The organism is Marinobacter nauticus ATCC 49840 (genome assembly GCF_000284615.1).
In the GTDB taxonomy this organism is placed as follows: Bacteria; Pseudomonadota; Gammaproteobacteria; order Pseudomonadales; family Oleiphilaceae; genus Marinobacter; species Marinobacter nauticus.
This window is the reverse complement of sequence record NC_017067.1, coordinates 2,703,638-2,728,076: the sequence shown is the minus strand read 5'-3', so window position 1 is coordinate 2,728,076 and position 24,439 is coordinate 2,703,638. Positions and strand designations below refer to the sequence as shown.

The 24,439-nt window shown below is 58.9% G+C and carries 23 protein-coding genes; 17 read left to right on the top strand and 6 right to left on the bottom strand.

Features of this window, described 5'->3' with window-relative positions:
• Positions 1-5 precede the first annotated feature (5 nt).
• The 8 genes from mutL to MARHY_RS12660 all read left to right on the top strand — a co-directional run bounded on the left by mutL (position 6) and on the right by MARHY_RS12660 (position 9,507).
• The gene (gene mutL, locus MARHY_RS12695) at positions 6-1,895 is read left to right on the top strand and encodes a DNA mismatch repair endonuclease MutL (RefSeq protein WP_014422152.1); all 1,890 of its coding nucleotides are present in this window, start codon (positions 6-8) and stop codon (positions 1,893-1,895) included.
• 57 nt (positions 1,896-1,952) lie between these two features.
• A complete protein-coding gene (gene miaA, locus MARHY_RS12690; RefSeq protein ID WP_221277519.1) occupies positions 1,953-2,942 on the top strand; it encodes a tRNA (adenosine(37)-N6)-dimethylallyltransferase MiaA in 990 nt (329 codons plus the stop codon).
• Positions 2,943-2,979: 37 nt separating this feature from the next.
• Positions 2,980-3,231 (top strand): RNA chaperone Hfq, encoded by a 252-nt coding sequence (gene hfq, locus MARHY_RS12685; RefSeq protein WP_014422150.1) that lies wholly within the window; start codon positions 2,980-2,982, stop codon positions 3,229-3,231.
• A 94-nt stretch (positions 3,232-3,325) separates the two neighbouring features.
• Positions 3,326-4,624: a ribosome rescue GTPase HflX gene (gene hflX / locus MARHY_RS12680; protein ID WP_014422149.1), complete on the top strand. Its 1,299-nt coding sequence runs from the start codon at positions 3,326-3,328 to the stop codon at positions 4,622-4,624.
• A gap of 78 nt (positions 4,625-4,702) precedes the next feature.
• The gene (hflK, locus tag MARHY_RS12675) at positions 4,703-5,887 is read left to right on the top strand and encodes an FtsH protease activity modulator HflK (RefSeq protein ID WP_014422148.1); all 1,185 of its coding nucleotides are present in this window, start codon (positions 4,703-4,705) and stop codon (positions 5,885-5,887) included.
• A 3-nt stretch (positions 5,888-5,890) separates the two neighbouring features.
• Positions 5,891-6,766: a protease modulator HflC gene (gene hflC, locus MARHY_RS12670; RefSeq protein WP_011786211.1), complete on the top strand. Its 876-nt coding sequence runs from the start codon at positions 5,891-5,893 to the stop codon at positions 6,764-6,766.
• A 191-nt stretch (positions 6,767-6,957) separates the two neighbouring features.
• Positions 6,958-8,139 carry an ATP phosphoribosyltransferase regulatory subunit gene (locus MARHY_RS12665; RefSeq protein WP_014422147.1) on the top strand — a complete coding sequence of 394 codons (1,182 nt, stop codon included), beginning with the start codon at positions 6,958-6,960 and terminating at the stop codon, positions 8,137-8,139.
• 72 nt (positions 8,140-8,211) lie between these two features.
• On the top strand, positions 8,212-9,507 hold the full coding sequence (locus MARHY_RS12660; RefSeq protein ID WP_014422146.1) for an adenylosuccinate synthase: 1,296 nt from the start codon (positions 8,212-8,214) through the stop codon (positions 9,505-9,507).
• Between the two features lie 76 nt (positions 9,508-9,583).
• Here MARHY_RS12660 and cmoB read toward each other — a convergent pair whose 3' ends face one another.
• The 5 genes from cmoB to MARHY_RS12635 are packed head-to-tail and all read right to left on the bottom strand — an operon-like array spanning position 9,584 to position 13,192.
• Positions 9,584-10,576, bottom strand: a complete 993-nt coding sequence (gene cmoB / locus MARHY_RS12655) for a tRNA 5-methoxyuridine(34)/uridine 5-oxyacetic acid(34) synthase CmoB (protein ID WP_011786208.1) — start codon at positions 10,574-10,576, stop codon at positions 9,584-9,586.
• 22 nt (positions 10,577-10,598) lie between these two features.
• Positions 10,599-11,351 carry a carboxy-S-adenosyl-L-methionine synthase CmoA gene (gene cmoA, locus MARHY_RS12650; RefSeq protein ID WP_011786207.1) on the bottom strand — a complete coding sequence of 251 codons (753 nt, stop codon included), beginning with the start codon at positions 11,349-11,351 and terminating at the stop codon, positions 10,599-10,601.
• Complete coding sequence (locus tag MARHY_RS12645; protein ID WP_011786206.1) at positions 11,344-11,724, bottom strand: PA3694 family proteiin; 381 nt, start codon at positions 11,722-11,724, stop codon at positions 11,344-11,346. Before MARHY_RS12645 ends, cmoA begins: the two co-directional genes overlap by 8 nt.
• Before the next feature lie 20 nt (positions 11,725-11,744).
• The gene (locus MARHY_RS12640; protein ID WP_011786205.1) at positions 11,745-12,764 is read right to left on the bottom strand and encodes a serine/threonine protein kinase; all 1,020 of its coding nucleotides are present in this window, start codon (positions 12,762-12,764) and stop codon (positions 11,745-11,747) included.
• A 5-nt stretch (positions 12,765-12,769) separates the two neighbouring features.
• The gene (locus tag MARHY_RS12635) at positions 12,770-13,192 is read right to left on the bottom strand and encodes a hypothetical protein (protein ID WP_022991410.1); all 423 of its coding nucleotides are present in this window, start codon (positions 13,190-13,192) and stop codon (positions 12,770-12,772) included.
• Between the two features lie 123 nt (positions 13,193-13,315).
• Here MARHY_RS12635 and MARHY_RS12630 point away from each other — a divergent pair, with 123 nt between their 5' ends.
• Entirely contained in the window at positions 13,316-14,428 is a 1,113-nt protein-coding gene (locus tag MARHY_RS12630; RefSeq protein ID WP_014422144.1) for an NAD(P)/FAD-dependent oxidoreductase, read from the top strand.
• Here the strand turns inward: MARHY_RS12630 and MARHY_RS12625 are convergent, their stop codons facing one another.
• On the bottom strand, positions 14,429-15,157 hold the full coding sequence (locus MARHY_RS12625; RefSeq protein WP_014422143.1) for a ComFC family protein: 729 nt from the start codon (positions 15,155-15,157) through the stop codon (positions 14,429-14,431).
• A gap of 51 nt (positions 15,158-15,208) precedes the next feature.
• Between MARHY_RS12625 and bioB the strand changes: the two genes are divergently transcribed.
• From bioB to MARHY_RS12585, 8 genes are all read left to right on the top strand, one after another.
• Positions 15,209-16,267: a biotin synthase BioB gene (gene bioB, locus MARHY_RS12620; RefSeq protein WP_014422142.1), complete on the top strand. Its 1,059-nt coding sequence runs from the start codon at positions 15,209-15,211 to the stop codon at positions 16,265-16,267.
• Positions 16,268-16,273: 6 nt separating this feature from the next.
• Positions 16,274-17,458 carry an 8-amino-7-oxononanoate synthase gene (gene bioF / locus MARHY_RS12615; RefSeq protein WP_014422141.1) on the top strand — a complete coding sequence of 395 codons (1,185 nt, stop codon included), beginning with the start codon at positions 16,274-16,276 and terminating at the stop codon, positions 17,456-17,458.
• Positions 17,455-18,273: a malonyl-ACP O-methyltransferase BioC gene (gene bioC / locus MARHY_RS12610; protein ID WP_014422140.1), complete on the top strand. Its 819-nt coding sequence runs from the start codon at positions 17,455-17,457 to the stop codon at positions 18,271-18,273. The genes bioF and bioC overlap by 4 nt, the downstream gene beginning before the upstream one ends.
• 182 nt (positions 18,274-18,455) lie before the next feature.
• Entirely contained in the window at positions 18,456-19,160 is a 705-nt protein-coding gene (gene bioD / locus MARHY_RS12605) for a dethiobiotin synthase (protein WP_014422139.1), read from the top strand.
• 51 nt (positions 19,161-19,211) lie between these two features.
• On the top strand, positions 19,212-19,457 hold the full coding sequence (locus MARHY_RS12600) for a flagellar basal body rod C-terminal domain-containing protein (protein ID WP_014422138.1): 246 nt from the start codon (positions 19,212-19,214) through the stop codon (positions 19,455-19,457).
• An 11-nt stretch (positions 19,458-19,468) separates the two neighbouring features.
• Complete coding sequence (locus MARHY_RS12595; protein WP_014422137.1) at positions 19,469-20,185, top strand: putative metalloprotease CJM1_0395 family protein; 717 nt, start codon at positions 19,469-19,471, stop codon at positions 20,183-20,185.
• A gap of 249 nt (positions 20,186-20,434) precedes the next feature.
• Complete coding sequence (locus tag MARHY_RS12590) at positions 20,435-22,234, top strand: acyl-CoA dehydrogenase C-terminal domain-containing protein (RefSeq protein ID WP_014422136.1); 1,800 nt, start codon at positions 20,435-20,437, stop codon at positions 22,232-22,234.
• Positions 22,235-22,454: 220 nt separating this feature from the next.
• The gene (locus MARHY_RS12585; protein ID WP_014422135.1) at positions 22,455-24,245 is read left to right on the top strand and encodes an acyl-CoA dehydrogenase C-terminal domain-containing protein; all 1,791 of its coding nucleotides are present in this window, start codon (positions 22,455-22,457) and stop codon (positions 24,243-24,245) included.
• The last annotated feature ends 194 nt before the right edge of the window (positions 24,246-24,439 follow it).

Below are 24,439 nucleotides of genomic sequence, written 5' to 3'. Positions count from 1 at the left end.
CGGATATGCCCCACATCCAGTTACTGTCCCCCCGGCTTGCCAACCAGATTGCTGCCGGGGAGGTGGTAGAACGTCCTGCTTCTGTTGTTAAAGAGCTGGTTGAAAATGCCCTGGATGCCGGGGCCTCGCGCGTCGATGTGGAGATCGAGCAGGGTGGGGCAAAACTGATCCGGGTGCGTGACGACGGCTCCGGTATTGAAGAGGCGGACCTGCCTCTGGCCCTGAGCCGGCATGCCACCAGCAAAATCCTGACCCTGGATGATCTTGAGGCTGTGGCCTCTCTGGGATTCCGGGGTGAGGCATTGGCCAGTATCAGCTCCGTGTCACGCCTGACCCTCACCTCCCGTACCGAGTTGCAGGAAGCGGCGGCCCGTGTTGAGGTGGAAGGCCGCGACATGGATGCTCGCATCTCACCGGCGGCCCATCCCGTGGGTACCACGGTTGAAGTGAGGGATCTGTTCTTCAATACTCCTGCCCGCCGCAAATTCCTGCGCACGGAAAAAACCGAATTCAACCACGTTGAAGAGTGTGTTCGCCGTCAGGCTCTGAGTCGGTTCGATACCGGTTTTACCCTGCGTCATAACCAGAGAGTGGTGCAAAGCCTGCGCCCTGCTGAGACGGATCTGGACAAGGAACGTCGGATTGGTTCGCTGTGTGGCCAGCAGTTTATCGACAATGCGGTGGTTATTGATGCCGAGGCCACCGGGTTGCGCCTTTGGGGTTGGGTGGCGCTGCCGACCTTTTCCCGCAGTCAGGCAGATCTGCAGTACTTTTTTGTGAATGGCCGGGTGATCCGGGACAAACTGGTCGCCCATGCAGTTCGCCAGGCCTACCGGGACGTTCTGTACAACAACCGTCACCCTGCATTTGTGCTGTACCTGGAGGTAGATCCGGCTACGGTGGATGTCAACGTTCACCCAACCAAGCATGAGGTTCGGTTCCGCGACGGCCGGCTGGTTCACGATTTTATTTTCCGGACTCTGCATCGAGCCCTGGCGGATGTACGCCCGGACGATCATCTCCGTGGGGCGGCGGCCCAATCCTTTGGTCGTGAGTCTGCGGTTGTTGAACCCGAGCATTCGGCTGGCGGTTTCAGTGCCCCGGGTACATCGGGACCCTGGCCCACACAGTCACGCACTGAGGCTTATCCGTCGTCGCCCGGGCAGTCACCCCAGCAGGAGTGGCGGGCCAGTGATCAGATGGCGTTTTACCAGTCGTTGAATGAGGGTGGCGGTGTTTCAACCCCTGTTGCCCGGGCAGAAATGCCAGCGGCGTCAGCTTCGGTTACGCCGCCCAGGGATGATGCGGAAGAGCCGCCACTGGGTTATGCGATTGCCCAGCTGCACGGAATCTACATTCTGGCCCAGAGCCGTGCCGGCCTGATCGTGGTGGATATGCATGCCGCCCATGAGCGTATTACTTATGAGCGCATGAAGCGGGCCCTGGTCGAACAGGATCTTAAGAGCCAGCCTTTGCTGGTGCCCCTGTCACTGGCAGTGAGCCAGAAAGAGGCGGCGCTTGCGGAGAGCCATGGTGAAGAGCTGCAGCACCTTGGTCTGCAGATTGAGCGTATCGGGCCAGAGACGTTGGCAGTGCGGCAGATCCCGGCATTGCTCCGAGGGGCAGACACTGAGCAGCTGGTGCGCGATGTGCTGGCAGATCTGATTGAGCACGGCCAGAGTGATCGCGTTGAAGCGGTCACCCATGAATTGCTCGGCACCATGGCCTGCCATGGGTCGGTGCGGGCAAACCGGCAGCTCACGATTCCAGAAATGAATTCGTTGCTTCGCGATATGGAAGCAACGGAGCGCAGCGGACAGTGCAACCATGGCCGTCCCACCTGGACCCTGGTCACCCTGTCTGAACTGGACAAGCTGTTTCTGCGGGGGCGCTAAGCGGTGATTCCCGATAACCGCTCCCAGCAGGGTTCATTGCCGCCAACGATCTTTCTGATGGGGCCGACTGCGTCTGGCAAGACCGATCTTGCCATTGAGCTCTGCCGTACGTTGCCCTGTGAAATCATCAGTGTGGATTCCGCGATGGTTTATCGTGGCATGGACATTGGCACTGCCAAACCTTCGCCTGAAGAACTCGCCCTGGCACCACATCGATTGATCGATATCTGTGATCCGGCGGAGACCTATTCCGCGGCGGATTTTCGCCGCGATGCGTTGGCGGCCATGAGCGAGATATCTGGCCGTGGCCGGATCCCGTTGCTGGTGGGTGGCACCATGATGTACTTCAAGGCGTTGCTGCATGGCATGTCGAATCTGCCTTCGGCAAATCAGGCGCTGCGGGCAGAAATTGAGCGGGAAGCCGAACGCGATGGCTGGGGCGCCCTTCATGAGGAGTTGGCAGAAAAAGATCCCGACGCTGCGCGCCTGATTCATCCCAACAATCGCCAGCGACTGATGCGGGCCATTGAGGTGATCCGGCTTACAGATAAGCCGATCTCCTCGTTCTGGCAGTCAGAATCGGGAACTTCCGGGCAACATCCGCAGTCTGGTATTGAGGATTACACGTATTTTACCAGCTGGCAGGCAGACGAAAGCGCTGGCCTGCCGTATACTGTTTTTCAGTTTGCCCTGGCGCCTGCCGAGCGCTCTGTGCTGCATTCGCGGATACAGAAACGGTTTCTGGCAATGCTGGAAGCAGGCTTCCTTGATGAAGTCCGTGCCTTGATGGCGCGGGGTGATCTCAGCCCCGATCTTCCCTCGATGCGTTGCGTGGGTTATCGACAGGCCTGGGATTACCTGTCAGGCAACGAGGATTACGACAGCTTTGTTGCCAAGGGCGTTGCCGCCACCCGTCAGTTGGCGAAACGGCAGCTTACCTGGTTGCGAAAATGGCGAGATGTGCACTGGCTGGACTCCGCCGACCCGCAAGTGGTGCTGGATACCTTGAAAAAATCCGGGCTTCACACCACATTTAACGTTGAATAATGACGATCTGCATTTACTTATAAACAGGAGAAAACACATGTCAAAAGGGCACTCTTTACAAGACCCTTACCTCAATGCATTGCGCAAGGAACGCATTCCGGTTTCCATCTTTCTGGTCAATGGTATCAAGCTTCAGGGCCAGATTGAGTCTTTTGACCAGTTCGTGATTCTTCTCAAGAAGACGGTGAGCCAGATGGTTTACAAGCACGCTATTTCCACTGTGGTTCCTGCTCGTAACGTCCGGCTACCGCAGCAGAACCCGGCAGGTGAAGGTGAGTCTGAAGACTGATAACGCCTGCTTTTCCCGCTTTCACACCCGCGCTCCAGGACAGCCTATGTGCTTGAATGGTCGCGGGTGTTTGTGTTTATGGAGTTGATGAAACTTGTTTGAGCGTCCAGATGTCGGAGAACGGGCGGTTCTCGTTCACATTGATTTTACCGCCCACGACGATACCGAAGATCCGGGAGAGTTCCGGGAACTGGTGACATCCGCCGGCGTAGAGCCGGTTGCTACGGTAACCGGCACCCGGAAGCAGCCCAGCCCGCGTTTTTTTGTGGGAGAGGGCAAGCTTGAGGAAATCCGGGATGCCGTGGCCGCTTCCGAGGCCGATGTGGTACTGTTCAATCATGCCCTGAGCCCGAGCCAGGAACGTAACATTGAGCGCGAGCTCAAGTGCCGGGTGCTTGATCGCACGGGCGTGATCCTGGATATCTTTGCGCAGCGGGCCCGGACCCACGAGGGCAAGCTGCAGGTGGAACTGGCGCAGCTGGAGCATATGTCTACCCGGCTGGTGCGGGGCTGGACTCACCTGGAGCGCCAGAAAGGGGGTATCGGCTTGCGGGGGCCGGGTGAAACCCAGCTCGAAACCGACCGCCGGCTGCTGCGCGAACGCATCAAATCCATTCACCGGCGCCTGGAAAAAGTCCGCAAGCAACGGGATCAGGGCCGTCGCGCACGCAAGCGTGCCGACATACCCACGTTGTCGCTGGTGGGTTACACCAACGCGGGCAAGTCCACGCTGTTCAACCGAATTACCACTTCCAGCGTATATGCAGCAGACCAGTTGTTCGCGACCCTGGATCCGACCCTGCGCCGTCTGGAACTTCCCGACATCGGGCCGGTCGTAATGGCCGACACCGTGGGCTTCATCCGGCATTTGCCGCACAAGCTGGTGGAGGCCTTCCGGGCGACGCTGGAAGAAACCACGCAGGCCACGTTGCTGTTGCATGTGATCGACTGTCACGACAGCCGCCGGGATGAAAACATCGAGCAGGTGGAAAATGTGCTGGCCGAAATCGGAGCCGATGAGATTCCGATGCTACAGGTGTTCAACAAGATTGACCTGCTTGATGGTTTTGAGCCCCGCATTGATCGCAACGAAGAAGGATTGCCGGTGCGAGCCTGGGTGTCGGCCGTAAGCGGTGAAGGCCTGCCGCTGCTGTTTGACGCCATCGTCGAGCGTCTGGCAGAGGATGTCGTGCACCACTTTGTGCGTCTGGGTCCGGCCGATGGCAAGCTCAGAGCGCTGCTGCACGAGGCGGGTTCGGTTCTGAGCGAAGAGCATTGCGACAACGGCGATCAGGTACTGGAAGTCCGGCTGCAGAACCGGGACTGGCTGCAGCTTTTGAGCCGTGCGGGTGTGCGTGAAGACGTGATCCGGTTGGAAAGCCGGCCGGTCTGAACGGCCCCTGCTATTGCCGGGGCCTTGATAAATCCCTAGTATTTGCAGCCATTCGATTAAACACGAACGGAGAGAACTATGGCCTGGAATGAACCGGGTGGAAACCGCAACGACAATGATCCCTGGGGAACCGGTGGTGGTCGTCGCGGCAATGATCAGGGGCCGCCAGACCTCGACGAAGCGCTGAAAAAAGGGCTCGACAAGCTCAATCGCATGCTTGGCGGCAAAGGCGGTAATTCTGGTGGTGGCAGCAGCTCCGGCGGCAGCGCAGGTGGTTTTGGTGCCATTCTGGCCATTGCGGCCATCCTGGTCGCGGGCTATGTCATCTACCAGTCGTTCTATACGGTTGATGAACAGGAGCGGGCGGTTGTGCTGCGCTTCGGTGAATACAACCGTACCGAGGAGCCGGGTCTCCGCTTCAAGGTGCCCTTGATTGACACCGTCAACAAGGTTCGCGTTACCAGTATCCGTACCGCTGAGTCCTCCGGCCAGATGCTGACCCAGGATGAAAACCTGGTGACCGTGGATCTTCAGGTCCAGTATCGCGTGGGTGATGCCCGGGCGTACGTGCTGAATGTACGGGATTCCAACCAGGCCCTGGCATTTGCCACCGATAGTGCCCTGCGGCATGAGGTCGGTAGTTCGTCCCTGGATGACGTACTGACTGAAGGTCGGGCGGAGCTCGCCGTGCGGGTTGAGCAGCGCCTGCAGAGCTTCCTGAGAGATTACGGAACCGGTCTCGAGATTGTCCGGGTCAACGTCGAGAGCACCCAGCCTCCAGCGCCGGTACAGGACGCGTTCCGTGAAGTTCAGCGTGCTCGCGAGGATGAGCAGCGTCTGAAGGAAGAAGCGGAAACCTACCGCAACAAGATTGTTCCCGAGGCCCGAGGTCAGGCACAGCGCATGATTGAGGAAGCCAACGCCTACAAGCAGGAAGTAATCGAGCGGGCACGCGGTGAAACTGCACGCTTTAACCAGCTGCTGGCCGTGTATGAGCAGGCCCCGGTCGTTACCCGTGAGCGCATGTACATCCAGGCACTGGAGCAGGTGCTGGGTAACAGCAGCAAAATCCTTGTCGATACCGAGAGCAGCGGCAACATGATGTATCTGCCCCTGGATCGTCTGACGCAGGGTTCCCTGTCGTCATCTGGCAGCCGGATGTCCGGCAGCAATGGCCAGCAGGTGGATATCCAGACCCTGACCGATCAGGTGTTGCAGGAGCTGCGCACCCGCCAGGACACCAATACCCGGAGGAGCAGATAAGTTATGGGACCTAAAGGTGTAGTGGGCCTTGCAGGCGCCCTTATTGTTGTCCTGCTCGTGCTGTCCAGTGTTTACATCATTCCTGAGACCCATCGGGGCGTGAAACTTCGCTTCGGGGAACTGGTTGAAACCAATATCCAGGCTGGCCTGCATTTCAAGGTACCGGTTATTGATCAGATCAGGGAGTTTGATATCCGGGTGCTGACGATGGATCTGCCTTCCCGCCAGTACCTGACGGTTGAGAAGAAGCCGTTGGATGTGGATTCCTATGTTGCCTGGAAGATCCTTAACGTGGATCAGTTCTATCGTGCCACGGGTGGCGATGAGTTCCGTGCGCAGACCCTGATCCTGTCTCGCGTGGACAACGGTCTGCGGGATGAATTCGGTATCCGTACCATGCATGAGGTGGTGTCCGGTCAGCGGGACGAGCTGATGCACACGCTACGTGACCGGGTCAACGAGACCTCCATCAAAGAGTTTGGTATCGAAGTCCTGGATATTCGGGTGAAAGCCATCGAGTTCCCCGGACAGGTGAGCGAGAACGTCTATCGGCGGATGGCCACGGAGCGCCAGAAGCTGGCCCAGGAATTCCGTTCCCGGGGGCAGGAGCTGGCCGAGGGTATCCGTGCTGATGCCGACCGTCAGCAAACGGTGATCCTGGCCAACGCCTTTGCAGAAGCCGAAACCACACGCGGTGAAGGTGACGGGGAAGCGGCCGCCATTTACGCTCAGGCCTACGGTGCCAACGAGGAGTTCTACAGCTTCTACCGCAGCCTGCAGGCGTACCAGAATACCTTCTCCAGCAAGGACGACATCATGGTGATTGATTCCGACAGTGACTTTATGAAGTTCCTGAAGAGTCCTGCCGGCGCTAACTGAGCCGGCTGACACCAGCCAAGCCGGAATCTGCGGGGAATTTTTACTGAACCCCTGGATTCCGGTTTTTTTGTGCCTGCCAACCGTGTAAAATTCTGGCGGTTTTGTGTCGGGTTTTCTGAGCCCGAGCGCCTAAATCCTGAGTTACCCCCTGGTCCTATGGCCAGCGTGGGAGAAACGGACAACAGAATCTCATGACTGTATCTGATCGCTGGTTACTGCCTGACGGGGTAGAGGACATTCTGCCGCCGCTGGCCGGGCGGATCGAGTCCCTGCGCCGGGATGTTATGGATACCTGCCAGCGCTGGGGCTACCAGCTGGTTATTCCTCCGCTGATTGAATATCTCGAATCCCTCTTTACCGGTACAGGCCACGACCTGGAACTGCAGACGTTCAAACTGACCGATCAGCTGACCGGTCGGATGATGGGTGTTCGCGCCGATATGACGCCCCAGGCTGCCCGCATAGACGCCCATACCCTGGGCCAGGACGGCATTACCCGGCTCTGCTATGCCGGACATGTGCTGCATACCCGGCCTCGCCACATGCTGACCGGACGGACACCGATACAGGCCGGTTGTGAGCTGTTTGGCAGTGGCTCCGAAGCTGCCGATATGGAAGTGATCAGTCTGATGCTGGAAACCCTGCGGGTGGCCGGTTTGACCAGACTGCATCTGGACCTGGCTCACGTTTCGATTTATGAAAGCCTGGTTTCTGACGCCGGATTTGATCGTGATACCGAAGCGGCGGTGTTTGATGCCATGGCACGCAAGTCCGTACCCGAGCTGGATCGCCTGCTGGGTGAGTGTGTGCCGGGCTCTGCCGGTTTCAGGTTGCGCCAGTTGGCCAGGGTCAGCGGTGGGGTAGAATCCCTGGCCGATGCCCGGGAAATTCTCAGTGGCGCCTCCGGTGCTATTGATGCGGCGCTGGATCAACTTGCCCGAGTGGCGGACATGTTGAACCGCGATTTTCCGGAAGTCAGCCTGGGCTTCGACTTTTGTGAATTGCGCGGATACAACTATCACACCGGTTTGGTCTTTGCGGCCTATGTGCCGGGCCATGGCGATGCTGTGGCGAAAGGTGGCCGATATGACGCTATTGGCAGTGACTTTGGTCGCGCGCGGCCTGCTACCGGGTTCAGTCTGGATATCCGTGCACTGGTGTCGCTGGGCGAACGCCCGTTCCGTAAAGCCGGAGCCATATGGGCGCCAGCGGACAACGATGCCAGGCTGGAAGGCGTGATTTCCGGCCTGAGAATGACTGAAACGGTGATCCGGGCATTGCCGGATGATCGTGAGACGGATCCTTCGGAGCGGGGGTGTGACCGTCAACTGGTGAATCGTGATGGCCAATGGGTGGTAGAAACCATCGCCTGAGCCGTTTTGTTTAATTTCCGGGGTAAATCTTCAGGGCGTGTGCTTCTGGCCCGTCTGAATTGAGAGAGAATCATGGGTAAAAACGTAGTTGTGCTGGGCACCCAGTGGGGTGATGAAGGCAAGGGCAAGATTGTTGACCTTCTGACAGACAAGGTGGCTGCCGTTGTCCGCTTTCAGGGCGGGCATAATGCCGGTCACACACTGGTGATCGAAGGTAAGAAGACGGCTCTGCACCTGATTCCGTCCGGCATACTGCGGCAGGATGTCCAGTGCCTCATCGGTAACGGTGTGGTGCTCTCGCCGGAAGCCCTGCTGAAAGAAGTGCGGGAGCTGGAGGCTAACGGTGTTGCCGTTCGTGACCGCCTGAAAATCAGCCTGGCGTGCCCGATTATCCTGCGCACCCACGTGCGTATTGATCAGGCCCGCGAACGTGCCCGTGGCAATGACAAGATTGGTACCACCGGCCGGGGAATTGGCCCTGCGTATGAGGATAAGGTTTCCCGCCGGGGTGTTCGGTTGGGTGACCTGTGCAACCCCGCCGATTTCGAGATCAAGCTGCGGGAAATCATGTCGTACCACAACTTCGTTCTCACCGAGTACTTCAAGGAAGAGGCCGAGGATATCGATGCGGCCCTGGAAGAGCTCAAGCAGATGGGCGAGGAAATCCTGCCCATGGCCGCAGACGTAACCGATATTTTGCACGACTACCGCAAGCGCGGAGAGCACATCCTGTTCGAAGGCGCTCAGGGCTCGTTGCTGGATATCGACCTGGGTACCTATCCGTACGTGACGTCCTCCAATACCACCGCTGGCGGCACCGCTACCGGCTCCGGTTTTGGTCCGCTGTATCTGGACTATGTGCTGGGTATCACCAAGGCCTACACTACCCGGGTAGGTTCCGGCCCGTTCCCGACCGAACTGTTTGACGACATGGGCAAGCACCTCGCCGTCAAGGGCAACGAAGTGGGCACTACCACCGGTCGTTCCCGCCGTTGTGGCTGGTTTGATGCGGTCGCCCTGCGCCATGCTATCCAGATCAACAGTGTGTCCGGTATCTGCCTGACCAAGCTGGACGTTCTGGACGGTCTGGAAACGGTGAAGGTGTGTATTGGCTACAAGACTCCGAACGGCGAAATCACCCGTCCCCCCATCGGCTGCGACAGCTACAGCGATATCGAGCCGGTGTATGAGGAGCTGCCGGGCTGGAGCGAGAGCACGGTTGGCCTGACCAGCGTGGATCAGCTGCCGGAGAACGCCAAGGCCTATATCCACTTCCTGGAAGAGCAGATTGAGGCGCCGATTGATATTATTTCCACCGGTCCGGATCGTGTGGAAACCATTACTCTGCGGCATCCGTTCGGAGAGTAAGTTCAGAAGCTAATAAAAACCGCCTGTGGTGGATGCCCCAGGCGGTTTTTTTGTGCCGGTTTTCTGGTGCAGGGTGTCAGGGCTTTTCTGCGATCAGTGTCGCCCGCTTGGGGCCCGGGTAGCCTTCAATGGTTTTCGAGGGGTTGTCTGGGTCCAGAAAGTCCGCCAGTGAATTGAAACGCATCCAGTCGGTCTGGCGCTGCTCATCGGTGGTGGTCTCACTGACGTCTACCACCCGGGCGTTGCGGAACCCGGTTCTGTCCAGCCACCGGAGCAGGGTCGGGCAGCTCGGCAAGAACCAGACGTTGCGCATCTGGCCGTAACGGTCTTCGGGCATCAGGCTGTAGCCCTCCGGGCCGTCTACAACCAGGGTTTCCAGCACCAGTTCGCCGCCGCGACGCAGCGTGCCCTTGAGTTCCAACAGATGGTCCAGCGGTGAACGACGATGATACAGCACGCCCATGGAGAAGGTGGTGTCAAAGCATTCCATGTCGGCCGGGAGGTCTTCCATGCGCACCGGGAGCAGATCGACCGGAGCCTGGCCCAGATACCCTTTGACTGCCAGGAACTGAAACATGAACAACAGCCCCGGGTCGATGCCGATCACCTGCCTGGCCCCCGCTCCAGCCATGCGCCAGCAATGGTAGCCGGAGCCGCAGCCCACATCCAGAATGGTGCGCCCGGCCAGATCCGCCAGATGCGGCGCTACCCGGTCCCATTTCCAGTCTGATCGCCATTCGGTGTCAATGTAGGTACCGAAAAAATCGAACGGGCCCTTACGCCAGGGCATCAGTCCCCGCAATCCGTTCTCAAGGCGGGTCATGGCGTCTGGATCCAGGCCGCTGGGGCTGGTCAACGTGATTGCAGACCGATTCAGGTCGACCCTGGCATCGGCAACATCTGGCAAGGACTGCAGTGCGTTGTGCCAGCGTTCCATATCGCCGTGGGGGTTGTCCTCAAACCGTCGAGTGAGTTGTTCTTTCAGGGCTGTGGTCCACCGGGTGTTACCGGTTTCGTTCAGGTAGGAAAGAACGGGATCAAAGTGCTTGTGCCAGTCAAACAGTGCCATGGTATGTCTTTCGGTGGATAAGTCAGGAGTTCTTGATGGCCAGCATCGAGACAAAGTTGAAGCACTGGTACCACACCAGTACCTGGTCAAAGCCGGCGCGCTGCAATCGATCCCGGTGGTCTGCCAGGGTTTCCGGGATCAGTACTTTCTCGATGGCGGCACGCTTCTGGCTGATTTCCAGGTCCGAATAGCCGTTGGCCCGCTTGAACTCGTGATGAAGGCGGGTCTGGATGGCCTGTTCCGCGTCGGATTCAAATCGGATCTTCTCGGACAGAACCAGCACGCCGCCGGGCAGGGTGGCGTCGCCGATACGGGTCAGCAGGGCCAACCGCTGCTCGGGCGGCACGAACTGCAGCGTGAAGTTCAGGGTGGTGACTGAGGCATTGCTCAGTTCGGTGCTCAGGATGTCCTCGCAGCGCAGTGTAACCGGCAGGTCGTGATCATCCAGAGCGACATAATGCTCGCAGCGCTCAATCATCGCCTCGGAATTGTCCACGCCCACCAGAGTGCAGTCCGGGTAGGGGATGCCATGGCGCATGGCCAGAGTGGACGCGCCGAGCGAGCAGCCCAGGTCGTAACAATGTGAGCCTGGCTGAACGTACTGTTCCGTGATCACCTCAATCATCGGGATGATGGTGGTGTAGCCGGGGACAGAGCGACGGATCATGTCCGGAAACACCCGGGCGACGGACGCGTCAAAGCGGAAATCCTCGGGATTGCGCTCAGTGGCAAATAACCGGTCGGTCAATTGCTCCGGGGGCGTGCGATTACTCATCGCCCGCTCCGGCCTCGCGCTCATCGGGGCGAGGTGTCGCCAGATCCTTGTCGGTAGGGGACGGCCGTGCGCAGCGAACCCCACGGTTTTTGTAGTCGACCAGAATGCCCCGGAAAGATGGATCGACATCGGCAGCAATGGCCAGGTAGCCATTCTCACAAACGGCGTGCAGCTCCGAGGATTTGCGGGACATACGGAAGGTTTCGCCGGGTTTGACGTGAATGGCGGTAAATTCACCCACCGGAGCGTGGTCCTTGTTGTCGGAGTGATCAATCCGGCCAGACGCTTCCAGCACCAGTACCGTGCCGACGATGGCGGCAACTCCGGTAACAATCAGGCTTTTGGCTGTGAAACGCCGTTCGTTATCGCTCATGGGTACCTCGTGTCAGAAAATCAGAATTGGCCCGGCACGCTGATAGCCGGTTCCTGTAGTGCGGCCAGCTGTTCCCGTAAGGACAGGATCTGGTCTGACCAGAACCGCGGCTGTGAAAACCAGGGGAAGAATCTCGGGAAGGCCGGATCTTCCCAGCGCCTTGCCAGCCACGCACAGTGGGCGACTTGCCTGTAGCATCGCAGGGGTTCAATCAGGTGGCGTTCGCGACGATTGAAATCCCGGAACATTTCATAGCCTTCCAGCAATTCGCCAAGCTGGGCGCCCCGCTCGCTGGCGTCTCCGTTCAGTAGCAGCCACATGTCCTGTACCGCCGGGCCTGTGCGACAGTCGTCCAGATCCACAAACAGCATGGTTTCGTCCCGGCACAGAATGTTGCCGGCGTGACAATCACCGTGAATGCGCAAGGTGTCTACCGGGCCGGCTTCGGCTATCCGTTCACGGCAGTTGGCGATCAGGTCCGGAATCAGGGAATTCCAGGCCGGTCTGAGATCATCCGGAATCCAGTTACCTTCCACCAGCAGCTGGTTGTTCTGTTCCAGCCCCGCCAACAGATCAAACCCAGGTCTGTGCTCAAACGGTTTCAAGGCACCAATGTTGTGAATCTGCCCCAGCCACTGGCCCAGTCTATACAGGGTGTCGGTCACACTGGTATCCGGGGCCTGGCCGCCGCGTTGCGGAAATACCGCGAATCTGAAATCCCCGTACTGGCCGAGGGAATGCCCGCCCGGCAGCACCAAAGGGGCAACCACGGGCACCCCGGCCTCCTGCAGTGACAGGGTAAATTCGTGTTCTTCCAGAATCGCCGCATCTGGCCAGCGGCCTGGACGGTAGAATTTGGCAATTACCGGTGGCTTGTCTTCAATGCCGACCTGATAGACGCGGTTCTCATAGCTGTTCAGGGCAAACAGCCGGCCGTTGACCTCGAATCCCTGCGCCTCAATGGCATCCAGAATGACTTCCGGGGTGAGGGCATCGTAGGGATGCGAGGATGGGGTGATCGCCGGAGGTTCAGTCTGCATAGGGCTCAGAATGTGGTGTCGTATCGGGTTTTCATGGATTGCAAATGGTACCAGTTTTCGTCCAGCTCCCAGCGAATGCGGTTGACCCGACCCGTGGCCAGGACGAGATCCCCGGCTCTGGCCTGAACCTGGGCAAGCTCCCGTTCTGCTTTCTGCCAGTCGCGATGGGTGTCTGCCAGATGGCGCATGCCGGGGAATACGGCGGTCAGGGCCTTCTGGGTTGATACCGAGTGGGACCGAAGAGAACTGATGACGGCAGTATCTCCCTCAACCCTCAATACGCGGTGCTGGTACGGGTAACCGGCGACGACTCTGTCTTCCTTCAGTTGCGCGTTCAGGTGGGTCACTTCAAAGCCACGCCAGCCAATCCAGCCAACAAAAAGCGCGGCAACCACCATAACGGTAATAAACTGTTTTCTATCAGACATCGCCAGGCTCCATGCGTTCATTCTGTCTTGGGGCAAGTATAACGGTTCTTGGCGGGCAGGTAATGCAACCAGCGTTGATCTGCGGTAATTTCCCTGCCAGAGAGCAGGGTAGAGGAATGCGGAGTGGCTCAGGAGCAGTTCAGTATACAGACCGTAGTAATCGGCGCCGGCGTAGTAGGACTTGCCATTGCGCGTGCGCTGGCCCGTTCGGGGAGAGAGGTGCTGGTGCTGGAAGCCGGTGCCGCCATTGGTGAAGGCATATCCTCCCGCAACAGCGAAGTCATTCATGCCGGTATCTACTACCCGGAGCATTCCCTCAAGGCTCGATTGTGCGTGGAAGGCCGGCAGCAGCTTTATGAATATTGTGTCAGCCATAAGGTTGTGCATCGAAAATGCGGGAAGTGGATCATTGCCAGTGACGCCGCGCAGGCCGAACGTCTTGTTGGCATTCAGGCGCAGGCGGGCCGAAATGGTGTACCGCTGGTGTTATATGAAGGCGCCGCGATGGCGTGCCAAGTGCCCTCGATCCGGGCTACTGCCGGGCTCTGGTCTTCGCAAACCGGGATCGTAGACAGTCATGGCCTGATGCTGGCGCTGCAGGGTGATCTGGAAGACGCCGGTGGCCAGATTGCGTTGAACAGTCCGGTGGTGTCTGCCGAATCCGGTCCTGAGGGGCATGTTCTGAAGGTAGGTGAGGCCGGAGATCTGACCCTGAAGGCTCGGGAAGTGATTAACGCCGCTGGACTTGGTGCCCCGGCACTTGCGGGGCTGTGGTCGGGGTTGCCAGAGCGTGCGCGGCCGGAACAATGGTTGGCCCGTGGTGTGTATTTCAGCTTCAGTGGCCGCCATCCATTCAATACTCTGATCTATCCCATACCCGAACCCGGTGGGCTCGGCATTCATCTGACTCTCGATCTGGCTGGCCAGGCCAGGTTTGGGCCGGATGTGGAATGGATTGACGAAGAAAGCTATCGGGTCGATCCGAAGCGTGTTCGTGGATTTGCTGACAGTATCCGGCGCTGGTGGCCGTCCCTGGACGAGGCCCGTCTGCAGCCGGCTTATGCGGGCATTCGCCCTAAACTGGCGGGCCCGGATGGCGGCTTTGCCGATTTCCGCATCGATGGCCCCGAGAAACATGGTATTGACGGCCTGGTCAATCTGTTCGGGATTGAGTCGCCAGGACTCACCTCGTGTCTGGCCATCGCCGGACACGTACTGGCAGAACTCGCCAATTGATCAGCCGGGTGTACGCGCCAGTGCCCAGACCTGGATTTCCTTCGCTCCCGCTCTGGTGAGCACCGAGGCCAGCTCGCGAACGGTGGCTCCGGTAGTGACCACGTCATCAACAATGGCGATGTTTGCCGGCACCGGTCCGGTAACCTCAAACAGCCCCTGAAGATTGGCCAGTCGGCTTGTCCGGTTCAGTTTCCGTTGTGCGTGAACTCGTCGCGTTCGTCGCACCAGACGGGCGTTGACAGGCAGGTCCAGCCGCCTTCCCACGGCCTCGGCAATATCCTGGGCCTGATTGAAGCCCCGTTGCCAGCGCCGGGTCCAGTGCATGGGGGCGGGGATCAGAACCTGCGGCCGGCCCTCGGTTGCCAGATGATGCTCAATGTAGTCGGTAAAACCCGCCAGTAATGGTCGCGCGAATTTGTGCTGGCCGTGGTATTTGTAGCGGCCGATCATGCCATCAACCGGGAACTGGTAACGCCAGGGGATCAGCGAGCGGCTGTAACGCGGTGGTGAAGCCAGGCATTCGCCGCAATGTCCATCCGGGGTTGGAAAGGGCAAGGGCAGAGCGCAGGTCAGACAGCACCAGCGGTTGGCGGGCAGGTCGTTCCGGCAGTCCTGGCAAAGGCCATCCTGGGCAGCGCCAGCGAGGCAGATGACGCAGCGTCCGGCGCGTCTTGAGCTGTTAACCTTAACCTTTGTCGAGGTTGACAGCGAGATCAGTCCGTTTATCATCGCGGTTTATCCGTAAACCAAAAATCCCGGAAAGGTTAACAGGACTCTCACATGACTGCCACCGCTACCCGTCACGACTGGACGCTTCAGGAAGCTCGCGAGCTTTTCAATCTTCCGTTCAATGATCTTCTGTTTCGCGCCCAGAGCATCCACCGGGAGCACTTTGACCCGAATGAGGTTCAGGTGAGCACGCTGCTCTCGATCAAGACCGGTGCCTGCCCTGAAGACTGCAAGTATTGCCCGCAGAGTGGTCATTACAACACCGGGCTTGAAAAGGAGAAGCTGCTGGAAATCGAGAAGGTGGTGGCTGAGGCCCGCGTTGCCAGAGAAAAAGGGGCATCCCGGTTCTGTATGGGTGCCGCCTGGCGTAGCCCGTCAAAGAAAGACATGCCCTACGTTCTGGATATGGTCCGCCAGGTGAAATCCCTGGGCCTGGAAACCTGTATGACACTGGGCATGCTCAAAGAAGAGGAAGCCAGGGAGTTGGCAGACGCTGGCCTGGATTACTACAACCACAACCTGGATACCTCCGAGAAATACTATAACCACATCATCACGACCCGTACCTACCAGGACCGCCTGGATACGCTCGACAATGTGCGCAAGGCCGGTATGAAGGTTTGTTGTGGCGGCATCATGGGTATGGGTGAGGATGAGGATGACCGCGTCGGTCTGCTGGTTCAGCTTGCCAATTTACCCCAGCACCCGGAGAGCGTGCCGGTGAACATGCTGGTGAAGGTGAAGGGGACGCCGCTGGAAGATGTGGAAGACCTGGACCCATTTGATTTCATTCGCATTATCGCCGTCGCCCGGATCATGATGCCGGCTTCCCATGTACGTTTGTCCGCGGGCCGTGAGCAGATGAATGAGCAGATGCAGGCACTCTGTTTCATGGCGGGAGCCAACTCCATTTTCTACGGTGAGAAACTGCTGACCACCTCGAACCCGGAGGCGGATGCGGACATGCAGTTGTTCCGCAAGCTGGGTATCCGGCCGGAGCAGCGGGAGCAGTGCGCGACCGAGGAGCAGGAGGAAGAGGCCATTGCCGAGGCGGTGGAATATGAGGCCACACGGCACATGTTTTACGACGCGACCCGGGAGTCTGCGTGATTCCGCATGCGTGACTTCGCCAAAGAGATAGAAGAACGAAAGCAGGCCGGGTTGTACAGAACCCGCCGCCTGATCGCCGGCCCCCAGCAGCCGACGCTGACGGCGGATGGCCGGTCGTTGCTGTCGTTCTGCAGTAACGACTATCTGGGCCTGGCCAGTCATGGCGAAAACATGCGGGCGCTGGAGCAGGCGCTGCCGGAGGTTGGCCTGGGCGGAGCTGCTTCGCATCTGGTTTGCGGCCACCACGAGGCCCATCATCGCCTTGAGCAGAGGCTGGCAGCGTTCACTCGGCGGAGTGCGGCATTGTTCTTTTCCACCGGGTACATGGCAAACATGGGTGTCATTTCCGCACTGGCGGGCCGTGGCGATACCATCTTCTCGGATCGACTGAATCACGCTTCGATCATTGACGGCTGCATTCTCAGCCGTGCCCGCGTGCGCCGCTATGCTCACGGTGATGTGGCCGCGTTGGAAGCCATGCTCTCAGCAACCTCTGGCCACAAACTGGTGGTTACCGATGGCGTGTTCAGCATGGACGGAGACATTGCGCCACTCACGGAACTGGCTCGCGTCTGTAAGGCTCACGATGCGCTTCTGGTGGTGGACGATGCCCATGGCATTGGTGTTCTCGGGCCACAGGGCCGGGGGAGCGTGCTGGAAGCCGGGTTGTGCCAGGAGGATGTGCCGGTGTTGATCGGTACTCTGGGCAAGGGCGTGGGAACCTCCGGGGCCTTTGTCGCTGGCTCTGACGTGTTGATTGACTACCTGGTACAGAAGGCCCGGACCTATATCTACACCACCGCCATGCCGCCGGCACTGGCCGCGGCAACCTGCGCCAGCCTGGATGCTGTTGAGAGCGGCGATGAGCGACGCGCTCATCTTGACGCGTTGATTCAGCGATTCAGGGCAGGTGCTCAGGATCTGGGTTATGAGCTGATGTCATCCCGAACGCCCATTCAGCCCATCATGATTGGAGATAACTGGACCGCGCTGGCCCTCAGCCGTGCACTGGAGGATGAGGGGCTGCTGGTAACGGCGATACGGCCGCCCACGGTACCGGAGGGCGAGGCCCGCTTGCGGGTTACGCTCAGCGCCGCCCACACGGAAGCGGATGTTGACCGGTTGCTGCGGGCCCTGGCGAAGAGCCGTTCCGTCCTGAGTGAGGCCGTGGCCCGGGAGCCAGCACTATGACCATCTATACCCGAATCGAACCAGCGGCTCAGGCGGAAGGCGGAACCGGAACCAAGCAGTCCATCGCCCGGGGGTTCGGGGGCGCCAGTGCCACCTACGACGGTGCATCCCGCCTACAGAAAATCATGGGCGACGCCATGCTCGCCGAGCTTGCAGACACGCCAGTGCCCGAATCGGTTCTTGATTTGGGCTGCGGAACCGGCTGGTTTAGCCGGAAGTTAGCGGAGCAATACCCCCATTCCGCAGTTACCGGCGCAGACCTTTCACCAGGCATGCTGGCTGAGGCTGCGAATCGGAGCCCGGGAGCAATCTACTGGCTACACGCTGATGCCGAACAGATTCCGTTGGCGGATAACAGCGTTGACCTGATCTTCAGTAATCTGATGATTCAGTGGAGCGCCCGGCCGGAACTGATCCTTCGGGAGTGCCGCAGAATTCTCAGGCCTGGCGGACGACTGGCCATATCGACACTGCTAGACGGCACCTTGTCTGAATTGAAGCAGGCCTGGGCCGAGGCCGATCCAGGACAGGCGCACGTAAACCGGTTTGTTCCGGAAGCACAGTGGAAAGCGCTCGTGGAGACGGTTCTGTCAAACGCAAAACAGGTTACTGAAACCATCTCACTGCCGTACCAGTCACCCATGCACCTCAATCGTGAGTTGAAAGAACTCGGTGCGGTGTTTAAAGGCGAAGAGCGCCGGCGGACGGTGACAGCGCCGGGGCGTTTTCGGGCGATGTGTCGTGCCTATCCGACGCGAGCTGACAACGTCGTTGAGGCTGGGTACTGTGCGGCTTGGGCGTATTGGGTTGGTTAGTTGAGCTGTTAGTATTTAGTGGTTGGACTTCCTCTGAAACATTTGGGCGAGGGTGCCATTTCTCCTTCCAGGACTGTTGAGGGCCAAGGACGGCCCGAAACAAGCGCACATGGATGTGCTTGTAGCGTGTCCTGGAAGGAGAAGTGGCACCCTCGCTTGCGCCAAAAGTAGGAATATAAAGCATGGCGAAACATACTTTCTTCGTTACAGGCACCGACACCGGCGTCGGCAAAACCATTGTCTCCGCCGCCATTCTCGAGGCAGCCAAAGCCGCCGGCAAACGTACCCTGGCCATGAAGCCTATCGCTTCCGGCTGCGACCAGACACCTGAAGGCCTGAGAAACGAAGACGCCCTGATGTTGCAGGCCGCCATCACCGAAAAACTTCCGTACGACACCATCAACCCCATCGCCCTGGAACCAGCCATCGCCCCCCACGTAGCTGCCCAGCAGGCCGGAAAACAGGTCACCGCCCAGCGAATCGTCGGGTTTTGTCGTGGCATGCAGATCCGCCCCGCCGATCTTCTGCTGATCGAAGGCGCCGGTGGCTGGCGAGTACCACTCAATGATCGGGAAACCTACGCAGCGGTGCCGGGAGAGTTGAAACTGCCGGTGATACTGGTTGTGCCGCTGCAACTGGGCTGTATCAATCATGCCATGCTCAGCGCCGAAGCGATTCGCGCCGACGGACTGGTTGTTGCAGGCTGGGTAGGTAACCATCCCGAAGAACAGGTGATGAGTTGCGAACAGGATACCCTGAACTACCTGTCCACCCACCTCGGCGCGCCTTGCCTCGGTGTGCTTCCCTGGTTGGAAAATACCGTTACCGCCGAGATGCCGGCGATCCTGTCTCGGTATCTGAATATCACACCGCTGATTGAAAATTGACCAGAAATGTGAGTTAATCAGGTCAAAGGTTCGTCACAGGAATGGCTGCTCATGATCAACAACACACTTGCTATCGGGATTCAGGGTATCCAGGACGGCATGGTGGGCATGGAGAACGCGGCCCGGAAAATTGCCCGAGGTGGCGTTGACGGTCCTCAGGGCTCAGCGGAGGGCGCTGGAAATCTGGTGGAACCCATGATCGACCTGAAGCTATACGAGCGCAGCGTCGAGGCCTCTTCTCAGGTCGTTAAAACCGCCGATGAAACGCTGGGTACCCTGCTGGATATTCGCGCCTGAGCCAGGTTTCTGTGAACGTATTCTCCTCAATCGCTCCCATCTTCTCCGGCTCTCCCACCGGTGCGTCCACGCCGGTCGCAGGCAGTGGCCGAACACCGGAGGCTTCCGGTGAAAAGCCTGCCAGTGGCGATACTTCATCAACCTCAAAACCGGTTGAGCAGTCTTCCGAAGGACGAAAATCCGACCAGTCTTCCGAATCACGCTCCGACGCGCGCGAGAATCCGCAAGGCCTGACCGATGAAGAGCTGAAGCAGCTGACTGACCTCAAAGCCCGGGACAGGGAAGTGCGTGCTCACGAGGCGGCGCATCAGGCTGCCGGTGGGCAGTACGCGGGTGCTATGTCGTTTACCTACCAGCGAGGGCCGGATGGCGCCCAGTATGCGGTAGGCGGTGAAGTTCCCATTGATGTTTCGCCGGTGGCGGGGGATCCTCAGGCCACCATTGAAAAAATGCGCGTGGTGCGGGCTGCTGCCATGGCTCCTGCCCAGCCCTCCGGTCAGGATCGCGCTGTTGCCGCCCAGGCCATGCAGACCATGTTGCAGGCACAGTCGGAGCTGGCGGCAGGTGAGGGCGAATCCCGGACGGCGGAAGCCTCTGCCCGTGTTGAGGGAAGCCAGGGTGATGCTCGCAGTGCCCGTTCCCGCGAGGCAGAAGAGAGCTACCGCAATGTCTCTGCCATGGCTGGCGACTCCCGCTATTCCGAGTCTGTGACTTCCCTGTTCGCCTGATCGCTTCGTCTGGCCTTTCTCTTTGTCTTCCCGTTTTCTCCGGGCCTTTCTGCCCTGAAAATTTACTGATCGAACACAAAACCAACACAAATTTCCGTCAAGGCTATTGACAATTCTGTGCCTCAAAACGTATGTTTCAAACAAGTGTTTAATTAAGGCCGTGATGCGGTGCATCATGGTGTCTGAGCAAACCCGAGGCCAGAAGCTGTAAACCCGTTTCAGCTGAGACCCAGAACCGAGGTGGATTCCATGCCTGAATACAAAGCGCCCCTGCGTGACATTAAATTCGTAATGAACGAGCTGCTGAACAGCGAGCAGCACTACGCCAATCTGGAAGGTGCCGAAGATGCAACTCCGGATATGGTTGATGCCATTATCCAGGAAGGTGCGAAATTCTGTGAGCAGGTGCTGTCTCCGCTGAACCAGGTGGGTGATCAGGAAGGCTGTACCTGGAGCGAAGACGGCGTGAAAACCCCGACCGGCTTCAAAGAAGCGTACCAGCAGTACGTTGAAGGTGGCTGGCCGTCCATGACTGCCGATCCCAACTACGGTGGCCAGGGCCTGCCGCATTCCATTGGCCTGGTTATCAGCGAAATGGTTGGCACCTCTAACTGGTCCTGGGGTATGTACCCGGGCCTGAGCCACGGTGCCACCAACACGATCGAAGCCCACGGCACTGAAGAGCAGAAGCAGACCTACCTGACCAAGCTGATCAGCGGTGAGTGGACCGGTACCATGTGTCTGACCGAGCCGCATTGTGGTTCTGACCTGGGCACCCTGCGCACCAAGGCCGAGCCGAACGCTGATGGCAGCTACAGCATCACCGGTACCAAGATCTTCATCTCTGCCGGCGAGCACGACATGGCTGAGAACATCGTTCACATCGTACTGGCTCGTCTGCCGGGTGCTCCGGAAGGCACCAAGGGTATCTCCCTGTTTATCGTGCCCAAGCAGTTGCCGAACGAAGACGGTTCTGCCGGTGAGCGCAACGCGGTTTCCTGTGGCTCCCTGGAGCACAAGATGGGTATTCACGGTAACGCGACCTGTGTGATGAACTTCGACGGTGCCAAGGGCTGGCTGATCGGGCCGGAGAACAAAGGCCTGAACTGCATGTTCACCTTCATGAACACTGCCCGTATCGGTACTGCTATCCAGGGCCTGGGTTCTGCCGAGCTGGGCTTCCAGGGTTCCCTGGCCTACGCCAAGGAGCGTCTGGCTATGCGTTCCCTGAGCGGTCCGAAGAATCCGGACGGCATCGCTGACCCGATCATCGTGCACCCGGACGTACGCCGCATGCTGCTGACTCAGAAAGTTGTGGCCGAAGGCGCCCGAGCTCTGATCTACCTGGCTGGCCAGCAAGTGGACGTGGTTCACTCTGGCAAGACTGAGGAAGAGCGCAAGCACGCTGACGCGCTGCTGGGCTTCCTGACCCCGATCGCCAAGGCATTCCTGACCGAGATCGGTTACGAGTCTGCCAACCTGGGTATGCAGGTATTCGGTGGTCACGGCTTCATCACCGAGTGGGGCATGGAGCAGAACGTTCGTGATTCCCGCATCGGCATGATCTACGAGGGTACCACCGGTATCCAGGCGCTGGATCTGCTGGGCCGTAAGGTTCTGATGACCCAGGGTGAAGCTCTGAAAGTGTTCACCAAGCAGGTTCACGTCTTCTGCAAAGAGAACGCAGACAACGAGCAGCTGAAAGAATTCATCGAGCCGCTGGCTGCGATCAACAAGGAGTGGGGCGATCTGACCATGAAGGTTGGTATGACCGCCATGAAGAACCGCGAGGAAGTCGGTGCTGCTGCTGTGGACTACCTGATGTACTCCGGTTATGCGGTCTTCGCTTACCTGTGGGCCCGCATGGCCAAGGTAGCACTGGACAAGATGGCCGAAGGCACCTCTGAGGAGATGTTCTACAACGCCAAGGTTCAGTCTGCACGCTTCTACTTCAAGCGTCTGCTGCCGCGCACCCGGACCCACGCAGAAACCATGCTGGCCGGTGCAGACAGCCTGCTGGATATGCCGGAAGAAGCCTTCGCTATCTAAGGCGGGGTTGCTATCTGGTTGATGGCACTGAGAAAGCCCGTTCTCCCGCAGGAGGCGGGCTTTTTTCATGAGTTGCCGGCGTGTTTTGAGGTAGAATAGCGCGCCATAGAACAACAACCTTGTTTCGGACACATAGCCGAGCGGGTGGGCTCCGACCTCCAACAGAAGAGGCATCAACACCGCCCCCCAAGTGACTGACTGAATTTCTGGAGAGTTTTACATGGCTGATTATCAGGCACCCCTTCGTGACATGCGTTTCGTTCTGAACGAAGTGTTTGACGCACCCTCCCTGTGGGCGTCACTGCCAAAGATTGCAGAAAACGTAGACCCCGACACCGCTGACGCCATCCTTGAAGAAGCGGGCAAGATCACCAGTGGCGTACTGGCGCCCCTGAACCGTGAAGCCGACGAACAGGGCTGTAAGTGGAACGAAGGCGAAGTTTCCACGCCGGAAGGGTTCAAAGAAGCCTACCAGACCATCGTGGAAGGTGGATGGAATGGTCTGGGTGGTAACCCGGACTTCGGTGGTATGGGTATGCCCAAGACGCTGGTGGCCCAGTTTGAAGAAATGATGCAGGGCGCCAACATGGCCTTTGGTCTGGCTCCGATGCTGACCGCCGGCGCCTGCCTGGCCCTGGACGCCCACGGCAGCCAGGAGCTGAAAGAAAAGTACCTGCCGAACATGTACTCCGGCGTCTGGTCTGGTGCAATGGACCTGACTGAGCCTCACGCCGGAACCGATCTGGGTATTATCCGGACCAAAGCTGAACCGAACGACGACGGCTCCTTCAACATCACCGGCACCAAGATTTTCATCACTTGGGGCGAGCATGACATGGCGGAGAATATTATCCACCTGGTGCTGGCCAAACTGCCGGACGCGCCGAAAGGCCCGAAGGGGATTTCCCTGTTCCTGGTGCCCAAGTTCATGGTGAACGACGACGGTTCCCTGGGCGAGCGTAACCAGTTCAGCTGTGGTTCCATCGAGAAGAAGATGGGTATCAAAGGCTCCGCCACCTGCGTGATGAACTTTGATGGTGCCAAAGGCTGGCTGGTTGGTGAAGAAAACAAAGGCCTGGCCGCCATGTTCACCATGATGAACTACGAGCGCCTGGGTGTGGGCATCCAGGGCATTGGTGCCGCCGAAGCGTCCCTGCAGAGCGCCCGCGAATACGCCAACGAGCGTATCCAGAGCCGCGCGCCGACCGGTGCCCAGCAGCCTGAAAAGGCCGCTGACCCGATTCTGGTGCACCCGGACGTGCGCCGCATGCTGATGACCATGAAGAGCTACGTAGAGGGTGGTCGTGCCTTCTCTACCTACGTTGCCCAGTGGCTGGATATCTCCAAGTACTCCGACAACGACGAACAGCGCAAGCATGCCGAAGGCATGGTTGCCCTGCTGACGCCGGTCGCCAAGGCTTTCCTGACCGATCGTGGTCTGGACACCACCATCATCGGCCAGCAGGTCTTTGGTGGCCACGGTTTCATCCGCGAGTGGGGCCAGGAGCAGCTGGTACGTGACTGCCGCATCACCCAGATCTATGAGGGTACCAATGGCATCCAGGCCATGGACCTGATGGGTCGTAAAGTGGTGGGCAGCCAGGGCAAACTGTACGAACTGTTCGCTCAGGACGTTGCTGCCTTCATCGAAGCCAACAGCAGCGACGAAGCCCTGCGCCCCTATCTTGAGCCGCTGGCGGCCTCCCTGGAGCGCCTGTCAGACGTCACCGAACACGTGGTGAACCAGGCGGCTGACAATCCGGAAGCCATTGGTGCCGCTGCTGTCGATTATCTCGACATGTTCGGCTACACCGCTCTGGCGTATATGTGGGCCAAAGTGGTCAAAGCTGCTGCTCCGAAAGCCGAGGGCGATACCTCTGGCTTCTATACCGGCAAGGTCAAGACCGCTCGCTTCTACTTCGACCGCCTGTTGCCAAAGACCGTGTCTCTGGCCGAAGGCATTCGCAGTGGCAGCGACGCCATGATGGCGCCGGCTGCTAACGAAATCTGATCAGATTTCTGAAGCAGAAATGAAAAAAGCAGGCCTTGATGGCCTGCTTTTTTATGGATGCTATTAACTCAGGTTTGGGCCAGGAGGTGGGGTAGAGCTTTCCGAAACCTTGTGGAGCCAGGGATGGCGGAACAGAGCGTACATGGAAGTATTCACAGCGTGTTTCGGAAAGCTCTACCCCACCTCCTGGCTTG